Genomic DNA, 26,375 nt, shown 5'->3' with positions numbered 1-26,375 from the left:
GCGAGCTTGGCCAAGCCCGGCCGCCGCAACATCGATCGCTACACCGCGACAGGAAACCCCGCCATGGCGGGGTTTTTGTTTGGCGATGCATCGGGGCACGACACCATGCCGGCCCGGCGCCGACACGCACCTGGTATCGGCGACAGCTCGACCAAAAGCCCAATGCCGACGCCAGGCGCATCCATCGGATCCATCGGCGCCGCCAAAAAAGAAAAGCGCCGCGTAAGCGGCGCCTTTCTCATCTACCCAGGTTTCAGTGCTTGAGCACCGGATCCGTGCTACCCGGTTCCGCCGGCTTGGCCACCAGCGGTTCCTTCACGGCTTCTTCCTCGGCCAGCGGCTCCGGCAGACGCTCCAGGGCCAGCTCCAGGACCTTGTCGATCCAGCGCACCGGCACGATTTCCAGATGGTTCTTGACGTTGTCCGGAATCTCCGCCAAGTCCTTGACGTTTTCTTCCGGAATCAAGACCGTCTTGATGCCGCCGCGATGCGCCGCCAGCAGCTTTTCCTTCAGGCCGCCGATGGGCAAGACTTCGCCGCGCAGCGTGATCTCGCCGGTCATGGCGACGTCGGCGCGCACCGGGATGCGCGACAGGGCCGACACCATGGCCGTGGTGATCGCGATACCTGCGGACGGACCGTCCTTGGGCGTCGCGCCTTCCGGCACGTGCACGTGCATGTCGTGCTTCTCGAACACGCTGTCCGCGAAGCCCAGGCGCCGGGCGCGCGAGCGCACCACGGTGCGGGCGGCCTCGACCGATTCCTTCATGACGTCGCCGAGCGAGCCCGTGCGCTGGATCACGCCCTTGCCGGGCATGTCCGCCACTTCGATCGTCAGCAGGTCGCCGCCGACTTCCGTCCAGGCCAGTCCGGTGACCTGGCCGATCTGGTTTTCCTTCTCGGCCATGCCAAACGTGTAGCGACGCACGCCCAGGTAGTCGGACAGATTCTCACCGGTGACGTTGACCACCTTGGCTTCCGGGGTCTTGCCCTCGGCCTTGGCCTTGTCGCTCTGGGTGAGCAGCTGCTTGATGACCTTGCGGCAGATCTTGCCCACTTCGCGTTCGAGCGCACGCACGCCGGCTTCCCGGGTGTAGTAGCGCACGATGTCGCGCAGCGCGGACTCGTCGACCGTCAGCTCGTTGTCCTTGACGCCGTTGTTCTTCATCAGCTTGGGCAGCAGATGGTCGCGGGCGATATGGATCTTTTCCTCTTCGGTGTAACCCGACAGGCGGATCACTTCCATGCGGTCCAGCAGCGCCGGCGGAATGTTCAGCGTGTTGCTGGTCGCGACGAACATCACGTCGGACAGGTCGAAGTCGACCTCGATGTAGTGGTCCTGGAACGTGTGGTTCTGTTCGGGATCCAGCACTTCCAGCAGCGCCGACGAGGGATCGCCGCGGAAATCCATGCCCAGCTTGTCGATCTCGTCCAGCAGGAACAGCGGGTTGCGCACGCCGACCTTGGTCATGTTCTGGACGATCTTGCCGGGCATCGAGCCGATGTACGTGCGGCGATGGCCGCGGATCTCGGCTTCGTCGCGCACGCCGCCCAGGGCCATGCGCACGAACTTGCGGTTCGTGGCCTTGGCGATGGACTGGCCGAGCGAGGTCTTGCCCACGCCCGGAGGCCCGACCAGGCACAGGATCGGCGCCTTGACCTTGTCCACGCGCTGTTGCACCGCGAGGTATTCAAGAATGCGTTCCTTGACCTTCTCGAGGCCGTAGTGGTCGTTGTCCAGCACCGTCTCGGCGTTGCTGATCGAGTTGTTGATCTTGCTCTTCTTCTTCCAGGGAAGATTGATGAGCGTATCGATGTAGTTGCGCACCACCGTGGCTTCGGCGGACATGGGCGACATGAGCTTGAGCTTCTTGAGCTCGGCGTCGGCCTTCTTACGGGCCTCCTTGGGCATGTGCGCGGCGATGATCTTCTTTTCGAGTTCCTCGATGTCAGCGCCTTCCTCGCCTTCGCCCAGTTCCTTCTGGATGGCCTTGACCTGTTCGTTCAGGTAGTAGTCGCGCTGGCTCTTCTCCATCTGCTTCTTGACGCGGCCACGGATACGCTTTTCGACCTGGAGGATGTCGATTTCGGTTTCCAGCTGCGTCAGCAGGCCTTCAAGGCGCTCGGAGGTGCCGACGATCTCGAGCATCTTCTGCTTCTGCTCAAGCTTGAGCGGCAGGTGCGCGGCGATCGTGTCGGCCAGGCGGCCAGCGTCGTCGATACCGGCGAGCGAGGTCAGGATCTCGGGCGGGATCTTCTTGTTGAGTTTGACGTACTGCTCGAACTGGGCAACGATCGCGCGGCGCAGCGCCTCGGTCTCGGAGCCCTGGATGGCGTCCGGCTCAATCGGGGTGACCTGGCAGGTGAAGTGCGAATCCGCGTCTTCAATGGTGTTGATGCGGGCGCGCTGCGTGCCCTCGACCAGCACCTTCACGGTGCCGTCAGGCAGCTTCAGCATCTGCAGGATGCCGGCGACGCAGCCAATTTCGTAGACGTCTTCGGGAGTGGGATCATCCTTGCCGGCGGACTTTTGCGCCACCAGCATGATGCTCTTGCCCGCTTCCATCGCGACTTCCAGCGCGCGGATCGAGCGCGGACGGCCGACGAACAGCGGGATGACCATGTGCGGGAACACCACCACGTCGCGCAGCGGCAACAGCGGCAGGTCGATCGGGTCGGAAGGCAGGGTCTGGCTGGCAGACATAGATGGTTCCTCGGTATGACTCGGCGTATCGGGGACAGAGAAGGCCCGGAAACACGGGCGCCCTCGTCAGTTACGTCTGTTATGGGAACAATAGCCGAAAATTCAAGATCCCGGCGTCCTGGTGGCCAACAAGGCCAAAAAAACCCGTTACATGAACGGGTTTTCTTGAAATGTCAGGCTGCGGCGTCGCGGACTTCCCCGCGCTCCGGCTTTTCCGAAGCGCCAGCCTCGTCAGCGTAGATCAGCAGGGGCTTGCCGTCGCCTTCGATGACATTCTCGTCCAGCACCACGCGCTTGACGTTGCCTTGGGAAGGCAGGTCATACATGGTGTCGAGCAGCGCCTGCTCGATGATCGAGCGCAGGCCACGCGCGCCGGTCTTGCGCTTGAGCGCCTTGCGGGCGATGGCCGCCAGGGCGGTGGTACGCACGTCCAGTTCGGCGCCTTCCATCGCGAACAGCTTCTGGAACTGCTTGAGCAGCGCGTTCTTCGGTTCGGTCAGGATCTGGATGAGAGCAGCCTCGTCCAGCTCATCGAGCGTGGCGACCACCGGCAGGCGGCCGACCAGTTCGGGGATCAGGCCGAACTTGATCAGGTCTTCGGGCTCGACTTCGGAGAAGAGTTCGCCCACGCCGCGCTCGGACTTGGCCCGGACCGAGGCCGAGAAGCCGATGCCGGACTTTTCGGTACGGTCGCGGATGACCTTTTCCAGGCCGTCGAAGGCGCCGCCGACGATGAACAGGATGTTGGTCGTGTCGACCTGGACGAAGTCCTGGTTCGGGTGCTTGCGCCCGCCTTGCGGCGGCACCGAAGCCACCGTGCCTTCGATCAGCTTCAGCAGCGCCTGCTGCACGCCCTCGCCCGACACGTCGCGGGTGATGGACGGGTTGTCGGACTTGCGCGAGATCTTGTCGATTTCATCGATGTAGATGATGGCGCGCTGCGCCTTCTCGACCTCGTAGTTGCAGTTCTGCAGCAGCTTCTGGATGATGTTTTCGACGTCTTCGCCCACGTAGCCGGCTTCGGTCAGCGTGGTGGCGTCGGCCATGACGAAGGGCACGTTCAGCATGCGCGCCAGCGTCTGGGCCAGCAGGGTCTTGCCCGAGCCGGTCGGGCCGATCAGCATGATGTTGCTCTTGGAGAGCTCGACCTCGTCGCCCTTGATCTCGCCGTGGCGGATCCGCTTGTAGTGGTTGTAGACCGCCACCGCCAGCATGCGCTTGGGCAGCGACTGCCCGATCACGTACTGGTCCAGGAAGGTCTTGATTTCAGCCGGAGTGGGCAGTTCGGAACGAATCGCCGCGCGCGCGGTTGCCTGCGCTTCCTCGCGGATGATGTCGTTGCACAGGTCGATGCACTCATCGCAGATGAATACCGACGGACCTGCGATCAGCTTGCGGACTTCGTGCTGGCTTTTATTGCAAAACGAGCAATGCAGCACCTTAGCGTCTGCCGATCCCTTTTTTTCAGGCATATGTATTTCGTATCTCAGGTAACGACGCGCCAGGCCCGAAGGACCCGGCGCAGCCTACGCATACTCGAACGTGATGGCAGCTGGTTCGGACGAGCCGGAAAGTCAGCCTTCCGAACGGGAGGTCATCACCTTGTCGACCAGTCCATACGATACCGCATCTTCGGCGGACATGAAGTTGTCACGTTCCGTGTCCAGGGCGATGCGTTCGACGGGCTGGCCGGTGTTCTGGGCCAGAATGCGGTTCAGGCGCTCGCGCAGATCCAGGATTTCGCGGGCCTGGATCTGGATGTCGGAGGCCTGGCCCTGGGCGCCGCCCGAGGGCTGGTGAATCATGATGCGGGAGTTGGGCAGCGTGAAACGCTTGCCCTTCTTGCCCGCCGCCAGCAGGAACGCACCCATGCTGGCCGCCAGGCCGGTGCACAGGGTGGACACGTCCGGCTTGACGAACTGCATCGTGTCATAGATGGCCATTCCCGCGTACACCGACCCGCCGGGCGAGTTGATATACAGGGAAATGTCCTTGTCAGGATTCTCCGATTCCAGGAACAGCAACTGGGCGACCACCAGGTTGGCGGTCGCGTCGTTGACCGGGCCCACCAGGAAGATGAGCCGCTCGCGGAGCAGACGCGAGTAGATGTCGTAGGCGCGTTCGCCGCGCCCCGACTGCTCGATCACCATGGGAATGTAGCCCAGGCCGGTGGGGGTCACCGAAGACCCGCCATTCATTGCCGCATAGAAATCGGTGAATCTCTGCATAGTAGTTACGCCATCCCCATCAACTGATCGAAAGCCACCTTTTCGTCGGTGACCTTGGCTTTTTCCAGAACGTGCGCGACGACATTGTCTTCCAGCACGATAGCCTCGATTTCAGCACGACGCTGGCGGTCAGCCAGGTAATAGCTGACAACCTGGGCGGGTTGTTCGTAGTTCTGGGCGAACTCTTCGATGCGGGCGCGGACCTGTTCCGGCTTGGCTTGCAGCTGGGCTTGCTTGACCAGCTCGGACACCAGCAGGCCCAGGCGCACGCGGCGCTCGGACTCGGTGGCGAAGGCTTCGGCGGGGATCGGCACCGACTCGGCGTTGGGGATGCCGCGCTGCTTCAGCTCTTCGCGGGCGGCGGCCACGCGGCCTTGCACGTCGTTGTCAACCAGGGCCTTCGGCACGTCGAACTTGCCGGCTTCGACCAGGGCGTCCATCACGCTGGCCTTGGTGCGGCCTTGCGAACGCGTCTTGACTTCGCGCTCGATGTTGCTGCGGATGTCGGCCTTGAGCTTTTCCACGTCGCCTTCGGCCTGGCCGAGGGACTTGGCGAATTCGCCGTTCAGCTCGGGCAGCACGCCTTCAGCCACTTCCTTGACGGTGATGGTGAATTCGGCGGTCTTGCCGGCGACTTCCTTGCCCTGGTAGTCATCGGGGAACTTGAGCGGGAAGACCTTGGTCTCGCCGGCCTTCAGGCCACGGGCGGCTTCCTCGAACTCGGGCAGCATGCGGCCCTGGCCCAGCACGAAGGGGAAGCCTTCGGCCTTGCCGCCTTCGAAGGGCACGCCGTCGATGGTGCCGGCGAAGTCCAGCGTGACGCGGTCGCCGTCTTGCGAGGCGCGGCCTTCACGGGCTTCGAACGTGGCGCGCTGCTTGCGCAGCACGTCCAGGGTCTGCTGGACTTCAGCGTCGGTCACGGCGGTTTCGTAGCGCGTGACGGCCAGGCCCGACAGGTCAGGCACGGCGACTTCGGGATAGACCTCGAACGTGGCGGTGAACGCCAGCGTGTCGTCCGAGACGCCTTCGGTCTTGGGTTCCAGGTTCGGGGCACCAGCGACGCGCAGCTTGGCGCCGTCGACGGCTTGTTCGAAAGCGCGGCCGACCTGGCTGTTGATCACGTCATAGCGGATGCCGGGGCCATGGCTGCGTTCGAGCATGGCGAGCGGAGCTTTGCCGGGACGGAAGCCGGGCACCTTGGCGGTGCGGGCCACGCGCTTGAGCTGCGCCTGGACTTCCTTTTCGACGTCGGCCACCGAAACGGCCAGATCAACACGGCGCTCCAGGCCGGAGAGGGTTTCAACCACAGGCTGCATTAAAAGACCTATTTTCCGAAAAATGAATGGTGACGGGCGGATAAACGCGGCATTTTACCGGAAACTTCCGGATCCCTGACGCGACGGGGCGCGGGCCCCGGATAAATCCGGATGCCCGCGCCCCGTTTTCCTCCCGGTGGAAGCGGGATCGAACGCCTTACTTGGCCTTGGCGATGCGCTCTTCGATGTGCTGAGCGCGCTTGGCCGAGGACGGATGCGAGCTCATCATATCGCTCTTGCCGCCGTCCAGCTCGGCCAGCTTCTGGAACGCCGTGACCAGGCCGCGGGCGTTGAGCTTCTTGGCCTGGATCAGGTCGAACGAGTAATCGTCGGCGGCGCTTTCCTGCGATTGCGAGAACTGCGCGTTGATGAACTTCTCGGTCAGGTCGCCCAACTGCGACTTGTTCAGCGCGGCGACCGTCGCGCCGCCGGCGGCGTCGGCGGCATCGCGGGCGGCCGAGACCGTGTAGGCGGTCTGCATGGCCTTCTTGCTGTGGCCCAGCGCGACGTGGCCGATTTCGTGGCCCACCACGCCCAGCACTTCGTCGTCGTTCATCATGTCCATCAGGCCGCTGTAGACGCGGATGCAGCCGTTGGCCATGGCCCAGGCATTGACGTCCTTGGTGATGTAGACCTTGTAGTTGGCGGGCTGGCCATTGACGCTGGCGCCGAGCGACTTGGCCAGCTTCTGCAGGCGGGCGTCGTACTTGCTGCCGGGCGCGGCGATCTTTTCCTGCGAATCGCTTTGCGCGCAAGCCTTGTCCGACAGGGTCTTGATGTCGGCATCGCTCAGGGTGGCGGCCTGCACGACCTTGCTGCCGGCGCCGACCAGGCCGCCGATGTCCAGGGCATGCGAAACGGAGTACGGGGCGAGCGCGAGCGCCAGGGCTGCGGCGGTGTACCGGATCTTCATGGGAACAAACTCCTCTTTGACAAGCTCTATGCGAATTCGCCGGCAATTCTATATATGGGAAAACCGGCGCAGACGTTTCGCCACAGAGTTTCGCAAATGCGAATTTCCCTTACATAAAAGCCATGCAAACCCGCATGGGGCATGCTAGGCGCGGGATGACGCCACCCCGAATCCGCGCAAATGCAAGGCCTGGAAATCGTCACAGAAACAGGTGTCCGCTGTCGCCTCGCATTGATAGAATTGCCGCCGCGCTTTTTCCCGCAAACACCAAACGGCTCGCAACCCACCCATGATGTCCACCAACACCCCTCCCCGCCTCGGCCTGCTACCCGGCCTGATCTTCAGCTCGCGCTGGCTGCAGTTGCCGCTGTACCTGGGGCTGATCGTCGCGCAAGGCGTCTATGTCATGCTGTTCCTGAAGGAACTGTGGCACCTGCTGACGCACGCCACCAGCTTCGGCGAGATGGAGATCATGCTGCTGGTGCTGGGCCTGATCGATGTGGTGATGATCTCGAACCTGCTGGTGATGGTGATCGTCGGCGGCTACGAGACCTTCGTGTCGCGCCTGCGCCTGCAAAACCACCCGGACCAGCCCGAGTGGCTCAGCCACGTCAACGCCAGCGTGCTGAAGGTCAAGCTGGCCATGGCGATCATCGGCATTTCGTCGATCCACCTGCTGCGCACCTTCATCGAGGCCGGCACGCTGGGCACGCCCAATGCGCGCTTCACCGAGGCCGGCGTCATGTGGCAGACCATCATCCACGCGCTCTTCATCGCCTCGGCCCTGGGCATCGCCCTGGTGGACCGACTGTCGTCGCCGCCCCACGCCAAGCATCACTGAGTCACTGCGCGGCACTCGCCGCGTGTAAATGTGGCGGGCTGCCGGATTTCCGGTGGCCGCCGACACGCCGCGCATGCTGAAGCGTGATTGACGCATGGACCATGGCCGGGCTGGGCTTGCCGGAAAACGGCGACATTGCTACCTTTGCCACGCTGCCCCCCCTCATTCCCGACAGGAGTGCGCCCACCATGACCATCCTCGTTTACGCCGCCAACGCCCGCGCCCTTTGGGACACGATCCAGGCAGACATCCCGGCCATCGGCGCCAAGGGCACCGCCAGCAGCAACACTTGGCGCAAGGACGACAGTGGCCGTGCCACCAAGATCTATCGCGCCATGCCTACCGGTGAGCACGATGAGCGCGCCTATTTCGTCGGCACGGTGCGGACCGGCCAGTTGCTGCTGCTCGATCTGCTGCCCGGCAGCGAGACGCTCACCTGGTCACTGTTCGGCGCCTTGCACGGCCATCTGTCGGGCATGCTGTTGGCCACCTACTCCGATGCCGTCCTGTCGTTGAACCTGTACCCCAACCGACCGATCGAAGCCTGAAAGTCCGCGCCTGCGAACGCCCGGCAAAAAAAATGCCAGTCAGCGTCACCGACTGGCATTTTTTCATGCAGGAAGCTTTGGAAGCGCGGGCCTGCCGCCCCACGAACCTCAGGCGCGGCGGATCAGGCCGAAACCTTGATGTTCTTCGCGCTCGGGCCCTTGGGGCCGGTGCCTACCTCGAAGCTGACGCGCTGGTTCTCCTGCAGCGTCTTGTAGCCTTCGCTGCGGATTTCGGAGTAGTGGGCGAAAAGATCCTTGCTGCCGTCGTCGGGAACGATGAAGCCATACCCTTTTTCGGCGTTGAACCACTTGACGATGCCGGTTGCCATATGCGGATGTCCTTGAATCCAGGGGAAGCGATTGCTCGCGGGGTGCCAGATCGTCAAGGATGGGAGAGGAAGCAACCGCAACAGCATTGACGGCGACAAGTTAAACGCAGACCGCGTCGCTTGAAAATCTCGCTGGAATCAGTGTATTGGCGAATTCCGAAAAACGTCAATTGTGCAAATCCCGCCCCTGCTGCCGGCGGCCGGCCAGAGTCTGGCGGCAGGACACGGGCATCAACCAACCGATTCACCATGCATTTTTGGGAAATGCATGGATATTTTCAAATTGGTATTCGTTGACACACAAAGAAACCAGGACAAACAACACCCCATCCATCAGCCCGAGAAGCCGCCCCCATCCAGGAAGGCCTGCTCGGCCGGCGTGGTCAGGCGACCCAGCGCCGCGTTGCGATGGGGGAAACGGCCGAAACGCTTGATGATGTCGCGATGCAGGACCGCCCAGCGCAGCGTATCGCCGCCCAGGGCCTCCATCAGCGCCACGCCGCGCTCCTGCGCCTCCAGATCCTCTGCGTGCTCGAAGGGCAGATAGAAGAACTGGCGCAGCTGCGCCTCGACCGCCAGGTCATGGCCGACGCCGATCGCGTATTCGGCGCAATAGCGCGCCAGCGGATCGGTGGCGAACATGTGCGCCGTGCCGCGATAGGCATTGCGCGGGAACTGGTCCAGCAGAACCATCAGCGCCAGCGCCCCGGTGGAATCTCCCAGCCAGTCGTCCAGCTCGCGGGCCGCGGCGGCGATGTGGGCGCTCTCGAATCGCCGCCGGAATTCGGCGTCGAAGGCCGCGTTCTTGCTGAACCATTGCTGAGGGCCCGCGTCGCGCCAGAAGGCAACGACCTCGGCGGGCTGCGGAAGCGGCGTGGGCGAGGAAGATGAGGACATGCGGGACATCCAGGAAAGGAGAAATACGGCAGCGCGGGCGCGCACTCGCAGCATACAACGCCGCCAGGCCGTTCCTGCCCTTGGCTCCAGGACTACATCGTCGCCAGACGCTCGATGCCGGCTTCCTGGCGGGCGCCAGGCGCGGCGCGGCAACAAAAAAGCCCCCTGACGGGGGCTTTTCCGAAAAATCAGGTCCTTACAGGACTTGAATCTTCGTAGCTTGCGGACCCTTCGGACCATTGGCGGTCACGAAGCTGACGCGCTGGTTCTCTTCCAGAGACTTGAAGCCCGAACCCTGAATCTCGGAGAAGTGGGCGAACAGATCCTTACCACCCGCTTCCGGGGTGATAAAGCCATAGCCTTTTTCCGAGTTGAACCACTTAACGACGCCGGTTTCCATACTGTATTTCCTAGAGATAATGGGCAAATGCCCGGAGGTCACGAATCAATCAAGGAGGGGACAGTAGAACAATAACACTGAGCCGGAAAAGGCACGGCACTGAACGAAAATCGCAACGCTTGTGATCGTGTGCCGACACTATCGTTAGGTTCCCCTCACAAGTCAATATAATCTTAAAAAACGCGTGCCAATAATGCAACAAAGAGAAACTGACGAATATTCACGCACGTTTTTATAGAAAACAAAAAGCCCTGCACTGGTGCAAAACACCAACGCATGATCAAAAAACAAGCAAGGCTTATATAAATGCCGTGTAAACCCTTATACGAGCAAACTCTTCATATACGTCGTTTACACAGGCACCATGGTTTGCCGCCGGGCTTACTCGTCGATGGGCAAACCAAGCAGATCGAGCGCCGCGCCGAAAGCGTCGGTGTCCGAGCACAGGAAAACCGCCACGTCGCCGGGGTTCATATTTTCCAGGACCTGGTCGATCTGGTCTTGCGCATTATCAATATTGTCGACATTGGCTGCGTGTATGTCCGCTCCGGCCTCGACTTTCTCGCGGGGGACGATCTCTGCGATCGCATTGAGATCGGTGACGCCCGTCACGACGTAGACGCTGATGCTCTCGCCGTCCAGCGTCGTGTGCAGTTCGACGCCGCCCGCCACGTCGGCAAGGTGCCGACTTTGTATTTCCATGATCCTTCTTCCTTGATGCGCGGGCCAAGCCCGCTTGAGCATGCCTCATGACGGTGCATGATCACGCCCAGGCGCGACTATAACAGCCTTGTGCTACCGATTCCTGACTTTCGGCCCGAGCGACGGGCGTGCCGCCCCCGACGTGGCCGCCACGCTACGGCTGCGCACCCCGGCATCGGCCAGCGTCCGCCCCAGCGCCTGCTGCGTCGCCAGGAACGCGGCCTTCTCGTCACCCGTCAGTTTGCACAGGAACAACTGCGCCAGCAGCTGGGTGCGCCGGGCCTTGCGATTGTCGGATTCTTGCGACAGCCACTCGCCCACCCAGGCGGCGGCCTCGTCGGCCGTGCCCTGCAGCTTGACGTGGCCCAGCAGGTCGAAAATGGTGACGCCTGCGAGGCGGCCTTCCTCGTCGCGGGCCAGGTACAGCTTCGCGACCTGGCCGGTATAGCCGGGCACCACGGCGACGCAGTCGCGTTCAGCGGGCTTCATCATCGTCCGGCCATCCAGGGAAAAGCGCCCTCCAGACCGGGGCGGAAAACGCGCGCGGCGCGCGCGGCGTGCATAGCTTCATTCATACGTGTAGCGCCATTGCGGTGAACCAACGATCCCGGACTGTAACCCAGCCGCCGGACCTGTCGCATCGCTGCCGCGGAACTCTGCTATTGTCGGCCTGTTTCTTTCTTACCCCCACATGGTGGACATCATGCAACGCGATTTCGATCTGGTCGTCACGATCCTGGGAGCCCTGCGCGACGCGCCCGGCCCCAACCTGAGCACCCTGGACATCAAGAACGCCGCCCTGGCGCCGCACCCCGAAGAGCAAGGCCTGCAGCTCATCGCGCACCACATGGACCTGCTTGCCGACGCCGGCCTGGTCAAGCAGATCAGCGAAACCGCCGCCAATGCCGGCGCGACCCGCTGGCGCATTACCTGGAAGGGCTATGACGCCCTCGAGCAGGACGACGAAGACGAAGAGGAATACGAAGAGGACGAAGACGAGGACGGCGAAGAGGAATACGAAGAAGAGGAGTAATCCCCTTCCCGCCCGCTCAGCGTTCCGCGCGGCGCAGCAGGATGCGCCGCGTGAGCAGCGAGGCCGCGGCGGCGATCACCAGTCCGAACATGAAGGCGGCGATGGACAGCATCGCCGCCAGATCCGCGAATCCGTTCAGACGCGACAGCACCAGCACCGCGACGAAAATCGCCACCGCCAGCGCCACCACCCCGATCAGGGTCTGCTTGACTGATCCCAGCCGGCCGCACAGCGCGCCGCCAGCCAGCGCCGCCGCCACGACGGCGGCCATGGACCAGAACAGATATTCATACTGCATCGCGGACATCCTCCGTAGCCTGGAATCGCCCGCATTATAGGCAGCCGGCCGGACGGGATTACTCCTGCGCCAGCGCGACGGCGCTGATTTCAACCAACGCGCCGTAATGCAGTTCGCCGGTCGGCACGATGGCGCGCGCGGGCTTGTGCGCCCCGAAGCGGCGCTCATAAACGCGGTTGACCTCGTCCCACAAGCCCACGTCGTGCACGTAGACAGTGACGTTGACCACGGCCGCCAGCGACGAGCCCGCCGCCAGCAGGATGGCTTCCATGCTGCGCAGCGCCTCGTCGGCCTGTGCGGCCGCGCCCTGAGCCAGCACGGGCCGGGCGCCCGGCCCGGCAGGCGCCAGGAAGCCGAGCTGTCCCGAGACAAAAACAAAGCCGTTGGCGCGCACCGCCTGCGAATAATGGCCGGCGGGCGGCGTGGCGTCGGGGGTGTAAATCAGGTCCATGCGGATTCCAGTCCAGGCGCGGCTCACCAGCCGCGGAAACGTTCCCAGTGCGCGACGACCTCGGGCGAGGCTCCGCGCACCACTTCATAGGCCTCATGCTGCGCGCAGGTGGCGCAGGCATGATTGGGCAGGATGCGCAGTTTGGTGCCCAGCGGCAGATCCGGCAAGGCCGCGCCGCTGCCGGCGCGCAGCTTGATGATGCCCTGCTCCTGGTTGGTCTCGGCCAGCAGCAGGTCGGGATACGGCCTGCCCTGCGCATCGCATACCAGGCCGTACAACTGGTCCACGGGCTGCTTCGCCGTGCCTCGGTCGCGCGACATCGCCATCCAGCCCGCGTCCACCAGGATCCAGCCCTTTTCGAGCTGATGACCGATCACCGTGGTCAGCACCGATGCCGCGATATCGTCGGCCTGGCATACGCCCAGCCCCGCCATCACCAGATCGAAGAACACGTAGACGCCGGCGCGCACCTCGGTCACGCCTTCCAGGCTGCGGGCGAAGTGGGCGGTGGGCGTGGACCCCACGCTGACGACCGGACACGGCAGGCCGGCGGCGCGGATGGCGTCGGCGCAACTCACCGCCGCTCGCCGCTCCTGCTCGGCCATGTCGGCGATGGCCTCGACGCTGCGGCAGCCATAGGATTCGCCGGCATGCGTCATGACGCCGCGCAGGCAACCCGCGCCCTGCAGCTTGCGGGCGATCGCCAACAGCTGCTCGGTATTGCCCGGCTGGACGCCGGCGCGGTGGCCGTCGCAGTCGATCTCGATCAGCGCGGGAATGATCTCGCCCTCGGCCTGCGCGCGCTCGGCGACGGCGCTGGCGGCCAGGAGGCTGTCGACCACCACGGTCAGGTCCGCGCCCTGGCGGCGCAGCGCCAGCACGCGGTCGAGCTTGGCCGGCGCCACGCCCACGGCGTACAGCAGGTCCGTGATGCCGGCGGCGGCGAACTGCTCGGCCTCCTGCAAGGTGGAGACCGCCGCGGGACCGGTGGGCTCCGTCATCACGCGGCGCGCCACGTCGATGGACTTCGGCGTCTTCAGGTGCGGCCGCAGGCGCACGCCGTGCCCGGCCATCAGGCCGTTCAGGCGCTCGATGTTGCGCGTCATCCGCGTCTCGTCCAGGACCAGGCAAGGCGTGTCCAGGGATTCCAGGGTCGGGCGCTGCGAGGCGCTGGGCGTGTCGTTCATGGCGGATTCTGTGGTCGTGAGTCGGTCGCCCGGTCAGCCCGGGTGGCTATGGCGGCGGCTGCGCGGACGCAATCCCGCCGAGTCCGCAGTATGGCGCGCATGCGCGTCCGCATGTTTAATATGGCCTTAATTGTCAGTTAATTCCATTCTGAACACCCAGGCGGCCGCATGATCACCACCGACGATCTTCGTTTCTTCCTGAGCCTGGCGTCGACCAGCTCGCTGGCGCAGGCGGCGCGCGCGCTCGACGTGACGCCGCCTGCCGTGACGCAACGGCTCAACGCGCTGGAAAAGCGGCTGGGCGTGCGCCTGGTGAACCGTTCGGGCCGTGGCACCGCCCTGACCGACGAAGGCCGCCTGCTGGCGCAGCGCGCCACGCAGATCAGCAATGAAATCAATGACCTGGCCGACGAGCTGGCGGGCCGCCGCGGCATGGTGGCCGGCCATCTGCGCGTGGTGGCGCCGCTGGGTTTCGGGCAACGCCACATCGCCGGCCTGGTCGCGCAGTTCCGCCAGCGCAGCGCGGGCATCACCGCCAGCCTGACGCTGTCCGACGGCCCGCCTCGGCTGTCCAGCGACGACTGGGACGTGATGGTGCACATCGGCGAGTTGCGCGACTCCACGCTGGTGGCCTATCCACTGGCGCCGAACCGCCGCATCCTCTGCGCCTCGCCCGCCTACCTGGCGCGCCATGGCGCGCCGGCCAAGCCGGAGGACCTGCGCGAGCACGATTGCATCGCGCTGCGCGAGAACGACGAGGACGTGACCCTGTGGCGCTTCAAGAAAGGCGGCGGCCCGGCGGTCGGCGTGCGCATCGCGCCGGTGCTTTCCAGCAACACGGGCGCGGCGGCGCTGCAATGGGCGCTGGACGGCCAGGGCATCGTGGCCCGCTCGGAATGGGACGTGGCGGACCACGTGCGCGCCCGCAGGCTGGTGCCGCTGCTGGCCGGATGGGCGCTGCCACCGGCCAATGTGGTGGCGCTGGTGAAATCGCGCCAGGACCTGCCCGCGCGCACGGCGGGATTTCTCGCGTATCTGAAAGAGGCCTTCGCCGCCCCCCCGTGGCGCGACAAGCCCGCGCGCGGCGCGGCGTCCGCCTAGCGCCAGCGGCATCGCGGCCCCGCCTCCCACGCCCTAGTCGAGCATGGCCTCGGCTTCGATCTCGATCAGCCATTCCGGCAGCGACAGGCCGCTGACGACGATCCACGACGAAGGCGGCGGATCGGACTTGAAACGATCCCGCAGCGCCTGCGCGATCACCTACTGGTCTTCACGCGCCGTTTCGCAGATATAGATGCGCAGCATGATGACCTGATCGATCCGCCCGCCCGCGGCGGCGAGCACGCGCTCGATGTTGTCCAGCGCGGCCTCGGTCTGTTCCTGCAGGCCCGGCCCCACGGTACGCTCGTGGACATCGATGCCGACCTGTCCCGACAACAGCATGCGCCGGCTGCCGGTGACGACCACGGCCTGGCTGAAGCCGTATTGCACCGAGTTGAAGACGGTGTCGGGATTGATCACGGTTCTGGACATGCTGTTCTCCTGATGATCACGCGCCCCGCGGCGCGCATGCCAGGAATTCTATCTGCGCCGGCACGCCGTTCAGGCCGCCGATGATGCGCCCGCGTCACGCCTGCGCAAGGCGCCGGACAGCACGATCGCCAGCACCGCCGCGCCCGCGCCGACCGCGGCGCCGAAGCCCGCGCGGATGCCATGCACGTCCACGAGCCAGCCCGCCAGCGCGGCGCCCGCCGCCACGCCGGCGAACAGGCCGGTGATCAGCCAGGTCAGGCTTTCGGTCAGGCGATGCGCGGGCGCGGCCGCCTCCGCCATGCCCATGGCGATGATCATGGTCGGGGCGAACGACCCGCCCGCCGCCAATACCGCCAGCGACAGGCCCAGCAGGTCGTCCACCCACAGCAGCGGCAGCGTGGTCGCCGCCGTCATCGTGCCCGCAATGGCCAGCATGCGCGGCAAGGGCATGGACAGGCGCATCGCGCCGAACGCCAGTCCGGCCAGGCAGGAACCCAGCGCATACACGGACAGCACGATGCTCGCGCCCGCCGGCACGCCCTGGCGCGTGGCGAAGGCCACGCTCATCACGTCGATGACGCCCACGATCACGCCCATCGCGGCCAGCATCAGCGTCAGCTGGCGCAAGGCCGCCAGGCGCAGCACGGTGGGCTCGCGGCCGGCGCGCGCCGGGTTCGCCGGCGGCGCGGTCCGGGTCTGCAGGCTGAACGCGGTAATGCCGACGGCCAGCAGCGCCGCGGCGGCCAGCGGCCCGGCCTGGGGAAACCAGGCCACGCTCAGCCCCACCGCCAGCGGCGGGCCGACGATCAGCGTGACCTCGTCCAGCACCGATTCCAGCGCGAAGGCCGTGCGCAGCAGCGGCTGGTCTCGGTACAGCACGCTCCAGCGCGCCCGGACCATGGCCGGCATGCTGGGCATGGCGCCGGCCGCCGCCGCGCAGGCGAACAGGGTCCAATCCGGCCAGCCCCCATGCGCGCCGGCCGCCAGCCCCACCAGCGCCAGGATGCTCAGGCCCGCCGCCAGCGGCAGCACCCGGGTCTGCCCGTGCCGGTCCACCCGGCGCGATATCCACGGCGCCAGCAAGGCGGTGGACAGCGAGAACGTGGCCGCCACCGCCCCCGCCAACGCGTAGGCGCCTCGCAGCTGGGACAGCATGGTGATGATGCCGATGCCCGCCATGGGCAGCGCCAGCCGCGCCACCAGCCCGGCCAGCACGAAGCCGGCGGCGCCGGGCGCCTTGAACAACTCTCGATAGGGATTTCGCAACCGCGCACCTGTGAAACAAAGGGCGCCACCGTCCAGGCCGCGCCAGATTGACATACGAAGCGTATGCAAAATCTTATTAACATACATGCCGTATGTCAACTAACATACGCAGCGTATGCCACCAGGAAACCCGCCATGTCCCGAACCCGCGCTGAAATGATCGAGGCAACCCGTGTGAAGCTGCTGGCCGCCGCCCGCAAGGCGTTCCGCGAATCGGGCTATGCCGCGGCGTCCATGGACGAGCTGACCGCCGCCGCCGGCCTGACCCGCGGCGCGCTCTACCACCACTTCGGCGACAAGCAGGGACTGCTGGCCGCGGTAGCCGCCGAACTTGACCAGGAAATGGACCAGCGGCTGCAGCGCATCTCGGACGCGGCGCCCGACGCCTGGACGGCGCTGCGCGAACGCTGCCGCGCCTGGCTGCACATGGCGACCGAACCCGAAATCCAGCGCATCGCGCTGCAGGACGCGCGCGCCGTGCTGGGGCCGGCCTCGGAGGCGGCCCTGCAGCCCTGCATCGCGTCGCTGGCCGCCATGCTGCAAAGCCTGATGGATGAGGGCCAGGTCCATGCCGCCGCACCTCAGGCGCTGGCGCGGCTCATCAACGGGGCGCTGATGGACGGCGCCTTCTGGATCGCCGCGGCGCCCGACGATGGCGAGCGGCTGGAGCAGGCGCTGCGCGCGCTGGACCTGCTGCTGGATGGGCTGCGCCGACGCTGAAGCCGTCTCCGGCAAGCGCCGGACACAAAGATCCATGGAACGGCTGGCGTGGCGCCTTGCATGCCCGACCCCGAGGAACCCCACGCCGCCATCGCCCTTGCCGGCCCGGCCGCTCCCCTTTATTATTCAAAGATAATTCTTGTTTAAATACCCCCAAGCCCGCAGCGGCAGGAGCACACCGTGAATTCAGACACCGCGCAGACGCCCGGCGCCAGCTGGGCCGACCTGCTGCATGGCGCCAATGCGCTGCGTTCCATCGCGCTGGCCGGCGGCGTCGCCCTGCACGCCATCAACGTCTACATCGTCACCACCATCCTGCCCAGCATCATCAAGGACATCGGCGGCCTGGAGTACTACGCCTGGAACACCACCCTGTTCGTAGTGACCTCCATCGTGGGCTCGGCCCTGTCGGCGCGGCTGATCCAGGCATTGGGCCCCAAGGCGGCGTACCTGCTGGCCGTGGCCGTCTTCTCGGCCGGCTCCGTCGTCTGTGCGCTCGCGCCCTCCATGCCCTGGATGCTGGCGGGCCGCAGCATCCAGGGACTGGGCGGCGGCGTGCTGTTCGCGCTGAGCTATGCGTTGATCCGCATCGTGTTCGATTCGGCGTTGTGGTCGCGCGCGATGGCGCTGGTGTCCGGCATGTGGGGCGTGGCCACGCTGTGCGGCCCGGCCATTGGCGGCATCTTCGCCCAGACCGGGCACTGGCGCCTGGCGTTCTGGACGCTGCTGCCCGTCGGCGCGCTGCTGGCCCTCATCGTGGCGGCCAAGGTGGGCGGCAAGTCGACGGTGAGCGATGCGCGGCCCAGCCCAGTGCCGCTGGCCACGCTCGGGCTGCTGGTGGCCAGCGTGCTGGCCATCACGCTGGCCAGCCTGTCCAAGGACCTGCGCTGGAACCTGGCCGGCATCGCCGCCGGCCTGGCCATCGCGCTGCTGATCGCGCGGGTCGACACGCGCGCCGGCAAGAAACTGCTGCCCAGCGGCGCCTATACGCTGGCGACGCCGCTCGGTTCGCTGTACGCCATCATATGCCTGGTGGTGGCCGCCATCACCACCGAGATCTTCGTGCCCTACTTCCTGCAGACCATCCACGGTTTCTCGCCGCTGGCCGCCGGCTACATGACGGCGGCGATGGCGGCGGGCTGGACGCTGGCCGCCATGCCCAGCGCCACGCGCAGCGGCGCGGCGGCCGATGGCATGATGCGGCTGGGGCCGGCGGTGGTGCTGGCCGCGCTGGTACTGCTGGCGATCCTGATGCCGCTGCCCGACGCCTTCGGATCGCCGGCCGGCCTGGCCGGCGGCGCGCTGGCGCTGGCCGCGGTGGGCTTCGGCATCGGCCTGGGCTGGCCGCATCTGCTGACCCGCGTCTTCAATGCCGCGCCGGCGGGCCAGGAAACCCTGACCTCCTCGTCCATCACCACCGTGCAGCTCTATGCGACGGCGCTGACGGCGGCGCTGGCCGGCGTCATCACCAACAGCGCGGGACTGGCGCAACCGGGCGGCGTCGAAGGCGCGCGGCAGGCCGCATTGTGGCTGTTCGCCGCGTTTTCCGTCGCGCCCGCGCTGGCCCTGGTCCTGCTGATCCGCCACCTGCGGCGCTAGTGCGCTGTCCCGCGGGTGCGTCGGCATGGCGCAATCCATCCATGGACGTCAGGGCCAGGCGCGAACCGTTGCGCGCAGCCGACGACGGGCGCGCCTCGCCCAAACGCCGTATGGAAGGCCCGGATCATCTTTGATACGCTGGCCTCACCCTGGATGCAAGATCGGGTAGAGGCCATGAAAGAGACGATCCGCATGCTGCGCGTGCAACCATCCTCCCTCTCGGCGCGCTTCGCCTTCCTGGCGATCGCATTGCGCTGGACGCTGGGCGCGACCCCGCGGCCGAACCGGTTGATGATCGGCCCGCACGACCTGGAGCCTGTCGGATCGGAAGGCGCCTTCTGGCTGTTCGCCTTCCGGCACGCCTGCTCCGGCCAGTCCATCCTGGTGACGCGCGGCGGGCGCTGGGATCTGGGCGCCTCGTTCGACGGCGACCAGGTGCATGCCTTCGGCCGCAGATTCGCCCTGCGGCAGTGCCTGTTCTGATCGATCTCGGGCCGCCGCCACGCGCGGCCCGCCCGCCGGGCTAGAACTCCGGCAGGTCGAACAAGGTGTGCAGCGTGGAGCTGGGCGCCGGCGCCGAGGCCAGCCGCTCACGCCCCTCGTCGTCAGTCAGCACGCGCACCGGTCGCGACGCCACCGACGTGCCCTCGACGCTGAATGCCGTCTCCACTTCCGCCCCCTGCCTGATCAGCTCGATGACTTCGGACGCGGCCGCCGTGACCGGCTCGCTGACCCAGCCCGGCACACCGCGCTCGGCCTGCCCCCAGCGCACATAGGCCACATGGCCGCTGAGCGGCTCCTTGCGGACGGCGACGATCACGTACAAAGACATCCTGGCCTCCTTAGCATCCGGCCAGGATCGTATAACAGCATGACTGTACGAGCGTGACAGCCGGCTCAGGGTTCGATGTCGATGGGCGCAAAGGATTTCACCAGGTCGTCCAGCTGCTTGAGCTGGGTCAGGAACGGCTCCAGCTTGTCCAGCGGCAAGGCGCTGGGGCCGTCGCACTTGGCGTTCCTGGGATCCGGATGGGCCTCCAGGAACAGGCCGGCCAGCCCCACGCCCATGCCGGCGCGCGCCAGGTCGGCCACCTGCTCGCGGCGTCCGCCCGAGGCGGCGTCCAGCGACGAGCGCTGCTGCAGCGCATGCGTCACGTCGAAAATCACGGGACGGTTGCCGGTGACTTTCTTCATCACGCCGAATCCCAGCATGTCGACGACCAGATTGTCGTAACCGAAGTTCGTGCCGCGATCGCACAGGATCAGCTGGTCATTGCCGGCCTCGACGAATTTCTCGACGATGTTCAGCACCTGGCCCGGGCTCAGGAATTGCGGCTTCTTGATGTTGACGATGCGCTGGGTCTTGGCCAGCGCCACCACCAGGTCGGTCTGCCGCGCCAGAAAGGCCGGCAGCTGCAGCACGTCGACCACCTCGGCCACCGGCGCGGCCTGCCAGGGCTCGTGCACGTCGGTGATGACGGGCACGCCGAACGTGTTCTTCACGGCCTCGAAGATCTTCAGGCCTTCTTCCAGCCCCGGACCGCGATACGAATGGATCGAGGATCGGTTGGCCTTGTCGAACGAGGCCTTGAACACATAGGGAATGCCGAGCTTGGACGTGACGCGCTGGTATTCCTCGCAGGCGCGCAACGCCAGGTCCTTCGATTCCAGGACATTGATGCCGCCGAACAGCACGAAGGGCCGGTCGTTGGCGCAGGCAATCGAGGAAGAAATGAGGACTTCAGGGGCGCTCATGAGGGAATCCTGTAAAAAATGGAGCAGACGACAGTGCGTAATGTACAACCTGCGACCGCCCCGCCCCGGATTCCGCCCGCGGCGCGGCGCTCAGCGCCACGGCAGCATCCGGCGCAGGATCCCGTCCTTCAGCCAGTAGTGATGCGCCAGCCCCGCCAGCGCATGACAGCCTGCCAGGATGATGATCGTCCAGGCCACCGTGTCGTGCAGGCCGCCGATGGCGCGGCGCTGCTCGCGATCGATATGGATCAGCGTGGGCACATCGAACAGGCCGAAAAAGGTGAACGCTTCACCCTGCGCCCAGCGGAACAGGAAACCCAGCACGACCTGCGCCGCCATCAATACATAGAGCAGGACATGCATGCTCGAGCCGGCCAGCCCCCAGAATCCGCCGGACGCTCGCGGCAGACGCCGCCCCGCCGTCCAGCGCCAGACGATGCGCGCCGCCAGCACGGCCGCGAACAGCAGGCCGAAGGAAACGTGCAGCGACTGCAGCAGTTTGCGCGTGGGCGTGCCGCGCGGCAGCGCGTCCCATACCTGGGCCAGGGCGAACAGGCCGACCACGAGCAGGGCCGTCAGCCAATGCAGCAGGATGGTGGGCGTGTCGTAGCGCGTCGGCGAGCCAGCGTCGCCGGACAAAGGAAGGGGATTCACGGATCAGGCCCGGAAAATGGCGGAGTCCATGAGCGTATCGAGCAGCGACTTACGGCGTCCTGAGTCCCGCCAGGACGCCGCAAGGCGCAAGCCGGCCCTGCACCTGGGCCGTCGGCAAGCCTGCTTACTCGTTCTCGGGCCGGCTGACCAGGCGGTAGGCGATCGCGCCCACCACGGCGCCGGCGATCGGCGCCACCCAGAACAGCCACAGCTGTTCCACCGCCCAACCGCCGACGAACAGCGCCGGGCCGGTCGAACGCGCCGGATTCACCGAGGTGTTGGTCACCGGGATGCTGACCAGATGGATCAGCGTCAGGGCCAGGCCGATGGGAATGCCCGCGAATCCGGCGGGCGCGCGCTTGCTCGTGGCGCCCAGGATCACGAAGATGAAGCCGGCGGTCAGCACCAGCTCGGCGGTGAAGGCAGCCGCCAGCGAATACTTGCCGGGGGAATGGTCGCCATAGCCATTGGCGGCGAAGCCGCTGGCGTGCAGGTCGAACCCCGTCTTGCCGGTGGCGATGCAGGCCAGCACCGCCGCAGCCGCGACGGCGCCCAGCACCTGGGCCACCACATAGGGCAGGACCTCCCGGGCGGGAAAGCGCCCGCCCGCCACCAGCCCCACGGTCACCGCCGGATTGAAATGCCCGCCCGAGATATGGCCCACGGCGAAGGCCATGGTCAGCACCGTCAGGCCGAACGCCAGGGCGACGCCCGCATAGCCGATACCCACGTCGGGCACGCCGGCCGCCAGCACCGCCGCGCCGCAGCCGCCCAGCACCAACCAGAAAGTTCCGAAAAACTCGGCTCCGCACCGTTTCGACAATGCATGCATGATTGAGGCCCCTGGACTGAAAATCCAACGATATCGCGCCGCGCGATCCCAGACTTCAAAGCATTGCAAAGTCGGCGCCGGCGCCACAGCGCCGGGAGGCAGCCTTAAGTCGCCTTGCGGATTGCCGTCAACCCGGCAACGCAAGCTCCAGATATCGCCAATTCGGAACCGATTTCATGTCCATCCCGGATGCCTCCGCCGCGCTGCCAAACCTGTATCAGTCCAAACCCGCGCAATTCGTCGACGGCCCGACGCGGCCGCTGGCCCCTATGTCCGGCCAGCCCCTGGCCGCCAGTCCGGCCCGCGAGCTGCCGGCCGGCACCATCGTCGACCTGCCCAGCGTGCGCTACAGCAACGGCCAGATGGAAATGCGCCCGTCGGACCGCGCCACGGCCGCCCTGATGGGCGTGGTGCAGCCGCGCGCGTTCGAAGCCTTCAAGGCGGCGCTGCTGAACGACGGCGACTGGCGCACGCTGCTGCATGCGTTCGAGCGCAGCATTCCGCAGAATCCGGAATGGCGGTTGGGGGAATACCGCATCGCGGCCGGCGAGTTCCTCAAGAGCACCGGCTATCTGCTGGACCTGCGGGCCTGAGGCGCGCGGGCCGGCACCTCATCCCTGGATCGGGCTGCACAGTTCGACCAGCGATCCGTCCGGGCATCGGACGTAGGACACCACCTGGCCCCACGGCTTGGTTTCCGGCGCGCTGAGCTCGGTAGCGCCGGCGTCGACCGCGCGGGCGTGCGCGGCGGCCACGTCCTGCGTCACGAAGGCGATTTCCATGCCCAGCGGCCTGGCCGATGTGGCCGCCTGTACCACTCCGCCATCGAAATGCATGTCGGCCAGCTCATTCGCGGCGAAGGCCAGCGTGGTTTCGCCGGTATCCAGTTCGCCGTAGGTGTTCGATTCGTGCAGGAAACGGCGCGCAAGGCCGAAGGCCTGCTCGAAAAACCGCAGCGAGGCCGGGACGTCCGGCACATAGATAATGGTGTAGCCGAATTTCATGGCTCTTCCTGATTCGGTTATGGTTCAGCGGCGGCCGGCCGATCCGGCCACGCAACATTCTGCGATTATCCACGCCTTCCGACTTGCTGTACGAAGATCCCGACCTGGCCAGCTGCTACGACGCCGACAACCAATCATGCCCAACCCGATCTCCCGCCTGCTCCACGCCCTGCCCCTGCTGCTGCCCCTGGCCGCCATCGCCGCGCCGGCCGTCGACTACAACAACCTGTATGACCGTTGCCTGACCGAGGCCGGCGCGGTCAACAACACATCGGTGCTGAGCTGTTCCGAGTCGGTCTCTGGGCAGGTCAAGCGCGAGATCAACACGCTCTATGCGCGGCTGCATGCCAAGCTCGCGCAGGAAGCGCCCGAGGATGCCGACAAGCTGGAGCAGACACAGAAGGCCTGGCTGCAGTACCGCAACGGCCATTGCGCGCTCGCCACGTCCTATGTGGGCTCCCCGATGTACGGTCATTGCCCCATGCTGCTGAACATCGCCCGCGCGCTGGAACTGCGCGAACTGGCCGGCGACTGAGACGGCCCGGATCCGGCGATGACGATCACGCTCGAACGCGTTCCCTCCTGCGGCCCGGCGCGAGATGAACTCGCCGCCCTGCTGCCCGACTACCTGCGCGGCCTGGGCGCAGACCCCGACTACCCATACCTGCCGCTGTATTGGACGGAAGCCGGCCGCTTTCCCTATCTGATCCGCGAGCAGGGTCGGACCGCCGGCTTCGCGCTGGTCCGGCAACTGCCCGACAGCCGCGTCTTCGAAATGGCCGAGTTCTGCGTGCTGCCGGAATTCCGCGGACGGGGCCTGGGCGCGCGGGCGGCGCGCGCGCTGTTCGCCGCCCATCCGGGCCCCTGGCGCATCGGCGTGATGGCCGACAACGCCGGCGCGCTGAGCTTCTGGCGCAGGGTCGCGCCGCAGGCGGCCGTGCAGCCGCCGCGCGAAGCAGACGGCGCAGACGGATTCTGGATGCTGTCCTTGCCTGGCGCGCCTTCGATCCGCGCATCCGGCCAGACCGCGCCGCCCCAGGATACGCATGAGGTCCGCGTGGCGACGCCGACGGACACGCCAGCCATGCTCGCGATCGACGTCCTGGCCCTGGCGGATCCCGCGCGCGCCTGGCAGATCACGCTGGCCGTCGAACAGGGGCAATGCCGGGTCGCGGTCGACGCCGGCCGCATCGTGGGCTATGTGATGCAGGACCACGGCTTTTTCGGACACGGCTTCGTGTCGCTCATCGTCGTCGCCGCCGCCTGCCGGCGCCAGGGCGTGGCGCTGCGCCTGTTGCAAGCGGCCGTGGCCGCTTGCGATACAGCCAAGCTTTTCACGTCGACCAACCAGTCCAATGTCGCCGCCCAGCGCCTGATGGCCAAGGCCGGTTTCGTGCCCAGCGGCATGATCGAGAACCTGGACGAAGGCGACCCTGAACTCGTCTACGTCAAGTTCGTCCGCTGAACGCCAGGCTCGGTGGCAAATTCACAACCACAACAATCCTTCACACAACTTCATACCCTGCGCCCCCGCGCTTGCTAAGCTTTCCCTGCTACCGTTCCTGGCATCCCCCGCCCGTAACCGGTGGCACTGCGCCCCAGGCAACGTGCGGTTGCCTGGGGCGTTTTCTTTGCCATTGAAACTCGCGCCCGACGCCGCTACAGGATCTCGACGCCGTCGCGGAGCTTGCTGAAGGTCAGCGTGCGCAGGTTCGCGGTGTTGACGCCCGGCGCCTCGACGACCAGGATCTCCCGGGCAAGGCTGCCGAAATCGGCGCGGAAATGCACCGAGCTTTTCAGCGCCAGCACCCGATACCGCGCCGGGTCGGCGCCGACATGCCGGAACATCTCGCGATCGGCTGCCTGCTGCTTGCGGCTCGACACGATGATCTCCAGGCCAGCCCCGTCTGCAATGCGCACACGGGCCATGGGCCCAAGGTCCATGCGACAGCCCGAATAGAACGGCCCGGTCCCCACGAATCGTCCGTCGCCGACGGCAAGCACCTCGAACCGGGCTTGCACCGGCCCCGCCCCCGTGCCGCCCTGGCCGCCGAGCGCCGCCGTCATGGCGCCGCCCACGCCTGCGCGGATCGCCGCCTGGACGAAGGCCGGGTCGCAAACCACCCCGGCGCAGGCCCCTGCGACCTGCTCGCGAATCAAGGCATGTATGAGGTCCGTGGTATTGCCGGGCGCGCCGCCGCCCGGATTGTCCTGGGTGTCGGCCAGGATCAGGGTTCCACCGTCTCCGGCCGCGACAAACGCGCCGGCGGCGCGTACGGCCTCGTCGACCGAATGGAGCTTCCCGCCGAATTCCGCCTTCCTCCGGACGATGTCCCGATACAGCTCCGCCACGACCCGTTCGGCGTCCTCGCCGTCCGTTGCGTAGGCCACGATGGACGGACCGCAATGAGGGATATCGGCCAGCGGAAAGCCGGGCGCGAAGTCCAGACTGGCGATGCCGGCGGTGGCAAGCGCCCTGACCCGTTCCGCTATCCCGGCCATCGGGCTTGCCAGCGTGCTCTGCCAGGGCATGGAGATGATGAACGGAACTTGCCGATACGCACGATGCAGCCGCTCGCCCGCCAGCAATCGGGCCAGCACCGCATAGGCCCGCTGCCCCGAGGCCGCCATGTCGACGTGCGGATAGCTGCGATACACGATGAGCGCCGTGGCGCGCTCGACCATTTCGGGCGTGATGTTGGCATGGAAGTCCAGCGCCACGACGATCGGCAGGGCGTCTCCGACCAACGCCCGAACGCGCCGCAGCCACTCGCCCTCGCCGTCCTCCAGGTGCTCGGTCACCATCGCGCCGTGCAAATCGAGAAACAGCGCGTCCAGCCTGCCCGCGTCCCGCAGCGCCCGCTCGAACAGGAACCACATCGCTTCGAACGCATCCCGCGTCACGGGGCCGCTGGGGTTCGCCGATGCCCACACCAGCGGCGCCAGCTCGTGATGCCGCCGCGCGGCTTGAATGAATCCGTCGGTGGCGAGGTTGACGCCGCTGACCGCCGCGATCATCTCGTCGCCGATCAGCAGGCCCGGCCAGGCATCCGCCTCGACGAACGTCCGGAAGTCCGCTCGACTGTCGGCGAACGTGTTGGTCTCATGCAGAAAGCCGCCGATCCCGATTCTTGCCATCGCCGCCCCTCGCCTGCCGCCCGGGGC

31 protein-coding genes and 1 pseudogene are annotated in these 26,375 nt (G+C 66.2%); 11 read left to right on the top strand and 21 right to left on the bottom strand.

The features are described 5' to 3' along the window. Nucleotides 1–6 precede the first annotated feature (6 nt). Nucleotides 7–264 (top strand): hypothetical protein, encoded by a 258-nt coding sequence (locus KDH83_RS02545; protein ID WP_212312609.1) that lies wholly within the window; start codon nucleotides 7–9, stop codon nucleotides 262–264. On the opposite strand, the gene lon is transcribed toward KDH83_RS02545, so the two are convergent. The 5 genes from lon to KDH83_RS02520 all read right to left on the bottom strand — a co-directional run bounded on the left by lon (nucleotide 254) and on the right by KDH83_RS02520 (nucleotide 7,161). Then, nucleotides 254–2,704, bottom strand: coding sequence for an endopeptidase La (gene lon, locus KDH83_RS02540; protein ID WP_212312607.1), 2,451 nt, complete (start codon nucleotides 2,702–2,704; stop codon nucleotides 254–256). The genes KDH83_RS02545 and lon overlap by 11 nt on opposite strands. 173 nt (nucleotides 2,705–2,877) lie before the next feature. Then, the gene (clpX, locus tag KDH83_RS02535; RefSeq protein ID WP_212312605.1) at nucleotides 2,878–4,176 is read right to left on the bottom strand and encodes an ATP-dependent Clp protease ATP-binding subunit ClpX; all 1,299 of its coding nucleotides are present in this window, start codon (nucleotides 4,174–4,176) and stop codon (nucleotides 2,878–2,880) included. A 102-nt stretch (nucleotides 4,177–4,278) separates the two neighbouring features. Beyond that, the gene (clpP, locus tag KDH83_RS02530; RefSeq protein WP_212312603.1) at nucleotides 4,279–4,932 is read right to left on the bottom strand and encodes an ATP-dependent Clp endopeptidase proteolytic subunit ClpP; all 654 of its coding nucleotides are present in this window, start codon (nucleotides 4,930–4,932) and stop codon (nucleotides 4,279–4,281) included. A 5-nt stretch (nucleotides 4,933–4,937) separates the two neighbouring features. Beyond that, nucleotides 4,938–6,248: a trigger factor gene (gene tig, locus KDH83_RS02525; protein WP_212312601.1), complete on the bottom strand. Its 1,311-nt coding sequence runs from the start codon at nucleotides 6,246–6,248 to the stop codon at nucleotides 4,938–4,940. Nucleotides 6,249–6,405: 157 nt separating this feature from the next. Continuing rightward, a complete protein-coding gene (locus KDH83_RS02520; protein ID WP_212312599.1) occupies nucleotides 6,406–7,161 on the bottom strand; it encodes a M48 family metallopeptidase in 756 nt (251 codons plus the stop codon). A 292-nt stretch (nucleotides 7,162–7,453) separates the two neighbouring features. On the opposite strand from KDH83_RS02520, the gene KDH83_RS02515 reads away from it, so the two are divergent. Then, on the top strand, nucleotides 7,454–8,002 hold the full coding sequence (locus tag KDH83_RS02515) for a TIGR00645 family protein (RefSeq protein ID WP_212312654.1): 549 nt from the start codon (nucleotides 7,454–7,456) through the stop codon (nucleotides 8,000–8,002). A 188-nt stretch (nucleotides 8,003–8,190) separates the two neighbouring features. Beyond that, nucleotides 8,191–8,550 (top strand): hypothetical protein, encoded by a 360-nt coding sequence (locus KDH83_RS02510; RefSeq protein ID WP_212312597.1) that lies wholly within the window; start codon nucleotides 8,191–8,193, stop codon nucleotides 8,548–8,550. A gap of 122 nt (nucleotides 8,551–8,672) precedes the next feature. On the opposite strand, the gene KDH83_RS02505 is transcribed toward KDH83_RS02510, so the two are convergent. The 5 genes from KDH83_RS02505 to KDH83_RS02485 form a co-directional block, all read right to left on the bottom strand. Further along, on the bottom strand, nucleotides 8,673–8,879 hold the full coding sequence (locus KDH83_RS02505) for a cold-shock protein (RefSeq protein ID WP_103275074.1): 207 nt from the start codon (nucleotides 8,877–8,879) through the stop codon (nucleotides 8,673–8,675). Between the two features lie 333 nt (nucleotides 8,880–9,212). Further along, complete coding sequence (locus KDH83_RS02500) at nucleotides 9,213–9,776, bottom strand: DUF924 family protein (RefSeq protein ID WP_212312595.1); 564 nt, start codon at nucleotides 9,774–9,776, stop codon at nucleotides 9,213–9,215. Nucleotides 9,777–9,972: 196 nt separating this feature from the next. Next, nucleotides 9,973–10,176 carry a cold-shock protein gene (locus tag KDH83_RS02495; RefSeq protein WP_006220190.1) on the bottom strand — a complete coding sequence of 68 codons (204 nt, stop codon included), beginning with the start codon at nucleotides 10,174–10,176 and terminating at the stop codon, nucleotides 9,973–9,975. A 381-nt stretch (nucleotides 10,177–10,557) separates the two neighbouring features. Continuing rightward, nucleotides 10,558–10,878, bottom strand: coding sequence for a hypothetical protein (locus KDH83_RS02490; protein ID WP_103275076.1), 321 nt, complete (start codon nucleotides 10,876–10,878; stop codon nucleotides 10,558–10,560). Between the two features lie 93 nt (nucleotides 10,879–10,971). Next, on the bottom strand, nucleotides 10,972–11,370 hold the full coding sequence (locus KDH83_RS02485; protein ID WP_212312593.1) for a hypothetical protein: 399 nt from the start codon (nucleotides 11,368–11,370) through the stop codon (nucleotides 10,972–10,974). A gap of 211 nt (nucleotides 11,371–11,581) precedes the next feature. Between KDH83_RS02485 and KDH83_RS02480 the strand changes: the two genes are divergently transcribed. After that, entirely contained in the window at nucleotides 11,582–11,911 is a 330-nt protein-coding gene (locus KDH83_RS02480) for a DUF2513 domain-containing protein (RefSeq protein WP_212312591.1), read from the top strand. Between the two features lie 16 nt (nucleotides 11,912–11,927). Here the strand turns inward: KDH83_RS02480 and KDH83_RS02475 are convergent, their stop codons facing one another. The 3 genes from KDH83_RS02475 to KDH83_RS02465 are packed head-to-tail and all read right to left on the bottom strand — an operon-like array spanning nucleotide 11,928 to nucleotide 13,847. After that, nucleotides 11,928–12,209, bottom strand: a complete 282-nt coding sequence (locus tag KDH83_RS02475) for a hypothetical protein (protein ID WP_212312653.1) — start codon at nucleotides 12,207–12,209, stop codon at nucleotides 11,928–11,930. A gap of 58 nt (nucleotides 12,210–12,267) precedes the next feature. Next, complete coding sequence (locus tag KDH83_RS02470) at nucleotides 12,268–12,660, bottom strand: RidA family protein (RefSeq protein ID WP_212312590.1); 393 nt, start codon at nucleotides 12,658–12,660, stop codon at nucleotides 12,268–12,270. Nucleotides 12,661–12,683: 23 nt separating this feature from the next. Then, nucleotides 12,684–13,847 carry a DSD1 family PLP-dependent enzyme gene (locus tag KDH83_RS02465; protein ID WP_212312588.1) on the bottom strand — a complete coding sequence of 388 codons (1,164 nt, stop codon included), beginning with the start codon at nucleotides 13,845–13,847 and terminating at the stop codon, nucleotides 12,684–12,686. Nucleotides 13,848–14,015: 168 nt separating this feature from the next. Between KDH83_RS02465 and KDH83_RS02460 the strand changes: the two genes are divergently transcribed. Beyond that, entirely contained in the window at nucleotides 14,016–14,948 is a 933-nt protein-coding gene (locus KDH83_RS02460; protein WP_212312587.1) for a LysR family transcriptional regulator, read from the top strand. Nucleotides 14,949–14,981: 33 nt separating this feature from the next. Here KDH83_RS02460 and KDH83_RS02455 read toward each other — a convergent pair. Next, nucleotides 14,982–15,380 (bottom strand): annotated as a pseudogene (locus KDH83_RS02455) (RidA family protein). 69 nt (nucleotides 15,381–15,449) lie between these two features. Next, nucleotides 15,450–16,646, bottom strand: coding sequence for an MFS transporter (locus tag KDH83_RS02450; protein ID WP_212312586.1), 1,197 nt, complete (start codon nucleotides 16,644–16,646; stop codon nucleotides 15,450–15,452). A 135-nt stretch (nucleotides 16,647–16,781) separates the two neighbouring features. Between KDH83_RS02450 and KDH83_RS02445 the strand changes: the two genes are divergently transcribed. The 3 genes from KDH83_RS02445 (at nucleotide 16,782) to KDH83_RS02435 (ending at nucleotide 19,448) form a co-directional block, all read left to right on the top strand. Continuing rightward, entirely contained in the window at nucleotides 16,782–17,366 is a 585-nt protein-coding gene (locus tag KDH83_RS02445; RefSeq protein ID WP_212312585.1) for a TetR/AcrR family transcriptional regulator, read from the top strand. 180 nt (nucleotides 17,367–17,546) lie between these two features. Continuing rightward, nucleotides 17,547–18,965: an MFS transporter gene (locus tag KDH83_RS02440; RefSeq protein WP_212312584.1), complete on the top strand. Its 1,419-nt coding sequence runs from the start codon at nucleotides 17,547–17,549 to the stop codon at nucleotides 18,963–18,965. A 174-nt stretch (nucleotides 18,966–19,139) separates the two neighbouring features. After that, nucleotides 19,140–19,448 (top strand): hypothetical protein, encoded by a 309-nt coding sequence (locus tag KDH83_RS02435; protein ID WP_212312583.1) that lies wholly within the window; start codon nucleotides 19,140–19,142, stop codon nucleotides 19,446–19,448. Between the two features lie 40 nt (nucleotides 19,449–19,488). On the opposite strand, the gene KDH83_RS02430 is transcribed toward KDH83_RS02435, so the two are convergent. From KDH83_RS02430 to aqpZ, 4 genes are all read right to left on the bottom strand, one after another. After that, nucleotides 19,489–19,797, bottom strand: coding sequence for a carbohydrate isomerase (locus KDH83_RS02430; protein ID WP_103275086.1), 309 nt, complete (start codon nucleotides 19,795–19,797; stop codon nucleotides 19,489–19,491). A gap of 65 nt (nucleotides 19,798–19,862) precedes the next feature. Beyond that, nucleotides 19,863–20,720 (bottom strand): 3-deoxy-8-phosphooctulonate synthase, encoded by an 858-nt coding sequence (gene kdsA / locus KDH83_RS02425; RefSeq protein ID WP_212312582.1) that lies wholly within the window; start codon nucleotides 20,718–20,720, stop codon nucleotides 19,863–19,865. A 90-nt stretch (nucleotides 20,721–20,810) separates the two neighbouring features. Further along, nucleotides 20,811–21,374 (bottom strand): cytochrome b, encoded by a 564-nt coding sequence (locus tag KDH83_RS02420; RefSeq protein ID WP_212312581.1) that lies wholly within the window; start codon nucleotides 21,372–21,374, stop codon nucleotides 20,811–20,813. A gap of 124 nt (nucleotides 21,375–21,498) precedes the next feature. Further along, nucleotides 21,499–22,206, bottom strand: a complete 708-nt coding sequence (gene aqpZ / locus KDH83_RS02415) for an aquaporin Z (RefSeq protein ID WP_212312578.1) — start codon at nucleotides 22,204–22,206, stop codon at nucleotides 21,499–21,501. Between the two features lie 176 nt (nucleotides 22,207–22,382). Between aqpZ and KDH83_RS02410 the strand changes: the two genes are divergently transcribed. After that, on the top strand, nucleotides 22,383–22,799 hold the full coding sequence (locus KDH83_RS02410; protein WP_212312576.1) for a hypothetical protein: 417 nt from the start codon (nucleotides 22,383–22,385) through the stop codon (nucleotides 22,797–22,799). Nucleotides 22,800–22,817: 18 nt separating this feature from the next. Here the strand turns inward: KDH83_RS02410 and KDH83_RS02405 are convergent, their stop codons facing one another. Continuing rightward, on the bottom strand, nucleotides 22,818–23,210 hold the full coding sequence (locus KDH83_RS02405) for a VOC family protein (protein WP_212312574.1): 393 nt from the start codon (nucleotides 23,208–23,210) through the stop codon (nucleotides 22,818–22,820). A 136-nt stretch (nucleotides 23,211–23,346) separates the two neighbouring features. Between KDH83_RS02405 and KDH83_RS02400 the strand changes: the two genes are divergently transcribed. Next, entirely contained in the window at nucleotides 23,347–23,745 is a 399-nt protein-coding gene (locus KDH83_RS02400; protein ID WP_212312572.1) for a lysozyme inhibitor LprI family protein, read from the top strand. An 18-nt stretch (nucleotides 23,746–23,763) separates the two neighbouring features. Next, nucleotides 23,764–24,675, top strand: a complete 912-nt coding sequence (locus KDH83_RS02395; protein WP_212312571.1) for a GNAT family N-acetyltransferase — start codon at nucleotides 23,764–23,766, stop codon at nucleotides 24,673–24,675. A gap of 194 nt (nucleotides 24,676–24,869) precedes the next feature. Here the strand turns inward: KDH83_RS02395 and KDH83_RS02390 are convergent, their stop codons facing one another. Next, complete coding sequence (locus tag KDH83_RS02390; protein ID WP_212312570.1) at nucleotides 24,870–26,348, bottom strand: M81 family metallopeptidase; 1,479 nt, start codon at nucleotides 26,346–26,348, stop codon at nucleotides 24,870–24,872. Nucleotides 26,349–26,375 lie beyond the last annotated feature (27 nt).

Origin of the sequence: Achromobacter sp. Marseille-Q0513 (assembly GCF_018195695.1) — a bacterium.
Taxonomy (GTDB): Bacteria; Pseudomonadota; Gammaproteobacteria; order Burkholderiales; family Burkholderiaceae_B; genus Achromobacter.
This window is presented reverse-complemented; position numbering and strand designations above follow the sequence as displayed.

Excerpts from the sequence above, each read along its gene's own strand:
- KDH83_RS02485 (WP_212312593.1), bottom strand. The coding sequence starts at position 11,370 with ATGATGAAGCCCGCTGAACGCGACTGCGTCGCCGTGGTGCCCGGCTAT.
- clpX (WP_212312605.1), bottom strand. The coding sequence starts at position 4,176 with ATGCCTGAAAAAAAGGGATCGGCAGACGCTAAGGTGCTGCATTGCTCG.
- KDH83_RS02430 (WP_103275086.1), bottom strand. The coding sequence starts at position 19,797 with ATGTCTTTGTACGTGATCGTCGCCGTCCGCAAGGAGCCGCTCAGCGGC.
- KDH83_RS02500 (WP_212312595.1), bottom strand. The coding sequence starts at position 9,776 with ATGTCCTCATCTTCCTCGCCCACGCCGCTTCCGCAGCCCGCCGAGGTC.
- aqpZ (WP_212312578.1), bottom strand. The coding sequence starts at position 22,206 with ATGCATGCATTGTCGAAACGGTGCGGAGCCGAGTTTTTCGGAACTTTC.
- KDH83_RS02435 (WP_212312583.1), top strand. The coding sequence starts at position 19,140 with ATGAAAGAGACGATCCGCATGCTGCGCGTGCAACCATCCTCCCTCTCG.
- KDH83_RS02470 (WP_212312590.1), bottom strand. The coding sequence starts at position 12,660 with ATGGACCTGATTTACACCCCCGACGCCACGCCGCCCGCCGGCCATTAT.
- kdsA (WP_212312582.1), bottom strand. The coding sequence starts at position 20,720 with ATGAGCGCCCCTGAAGTCCTCATTTCTTCCTCGATTGCCTGCGCCAAC.
- KDH83_RS02460 (WP_212312587.1), top strand. The coding sequence starts at position 14,016 with ATGATCACCACCGACGATCTTCGTTTCTTCCTGAGCCTGGCGTCGACC.
- lon (WP_212312607.1), bottom strand. The coding sequence starts at position 2,704 with ATGTCTGCCAGCCAGACCCTGCCTTCCGACCCGATCGACCTGCCGCTG.
- KDH83_RS02410 (WP_212312576.1), top strand. The coding sequence starts at position 22,383 with ATGTCCATCCCGGATGCCTCCGCCGCGCTGCCAAACCTGTATCAGTCC.
- KDH83_RS02395 (WP_212312571.1), top strand. The coding sequence starts at position 23,764 with ATGACGATCACGCTCGAACGCGTTCCCTCCTGCGGCCCGGCGCGAGAT.
- KDH83_RS02495 (WP_006220190.1), bottom strand. The coding sequence starts at position 10,176 with ATGGAAACCGGCGTCGTTAAGTGGTTCAACTCGGAAAAAGGCTATGGC.
- KDH83_RS02445 (WP_212312585.1), top strand. The coding sequence starts at position 16,782 with ATGTCCCGAACCCGCGCTGAAATGATCGAGGCAACCCGTGTGAAGCTG.
- clpP (WP_212312603.1), bottom strand. The coding sequence starts at position 4,932 with ATGCAGAGATTCACCGATTTCTATGCGGCAATGAATGGCGGGTCTTCG.
- KDH83_RS02390 (WP_212312570.1), bottom strand. The coding sequence starts at position 26,348 with ATGGCAAGAATCGGGATCGGCGGCTTTCTGCATGAGACCAACACGTTC.
- KDH83_RS02480 (WP_212312591.1), top strand. The coding sequence starts at position 11,582 with ATGCAACGCGATTTCGATCTGGTCGTCACGATCCTGGGAGCCCTGCGC.
- tig (WP_212312601.1), bottom strand. The coding sequence starts at position 6,248 with ATGCAGCCTGTGGTTGAAACCCTCTCCGGCCTGGAGCGCCGTGTTGAT.
- KDH83_RS02520 (WP_212312599.1), bottom strand. The coding sequence starts at position 7,161 with ATGAAGATCCGGTACACCGCCGCAGCCCTGGCGCTCGCGCTCGCCCCG.
- KDH83_RS02400 (WP_212312572.1), top strand. The coding sequence starts at position 23,347 with ATGCCCAACCCGATCTCCCGCCTGCTCCACGCCCTGCCCCTGCTGCTG.
- KDH83_RS02510 (WP_212312597.1), top strand. The coding sequence starts at position 8,191 with ATGACCATCCTCGTTTACGCCGCCAACGCCCGCGCCCTTTGGGACACG.
- KDH83_RS02465 (WP_212312588.1), bottom strand. The coding sequence starts at position 13,847 with ATGAACGACACGCCCAGCGCCTCGCAGCGCCCGACCCTGGAATCCCTG.
- KDH83_RS02505 (WP_103275074.1), bottom strand. The coding sequence starts at position 8,879 with ATGGCAACCGGCATCGTCAAGTGGTTCAACGCCGAAAAAGGGTATGGC.
- KDH83_RS02405 (WP_212312574.1), bottom strand. The coding sequence starts at position 23,210 with ATGAAATTCGGCTACACCATTATCTATGTGCCGGACGTCCCGGCCTCG.
- KDH83_RS02490 (WP_103275076.1), bottom strand. The coding sequence starts at position 10,878 with ATGGAAATACAAAGTCGGCACCTTGCCGACGTGGCGGGCGGCGTCGAA.
- KDH83_RS02475 (WP_212312653.1), bottom strand. The coding sequence starts at position 12,209 with ATGCAGTATGAATATCTGTTCTGGTCCATGGCCGCCGTCGTGGCGGCG.
- KDH83_RS02515 (WP_212312654.1), top strand. The coding sequence starts at position 7,454 with ATGTCCACCAACACCCCTCCCCGCCTCGGCCTGCTACCCGGCCTGATC.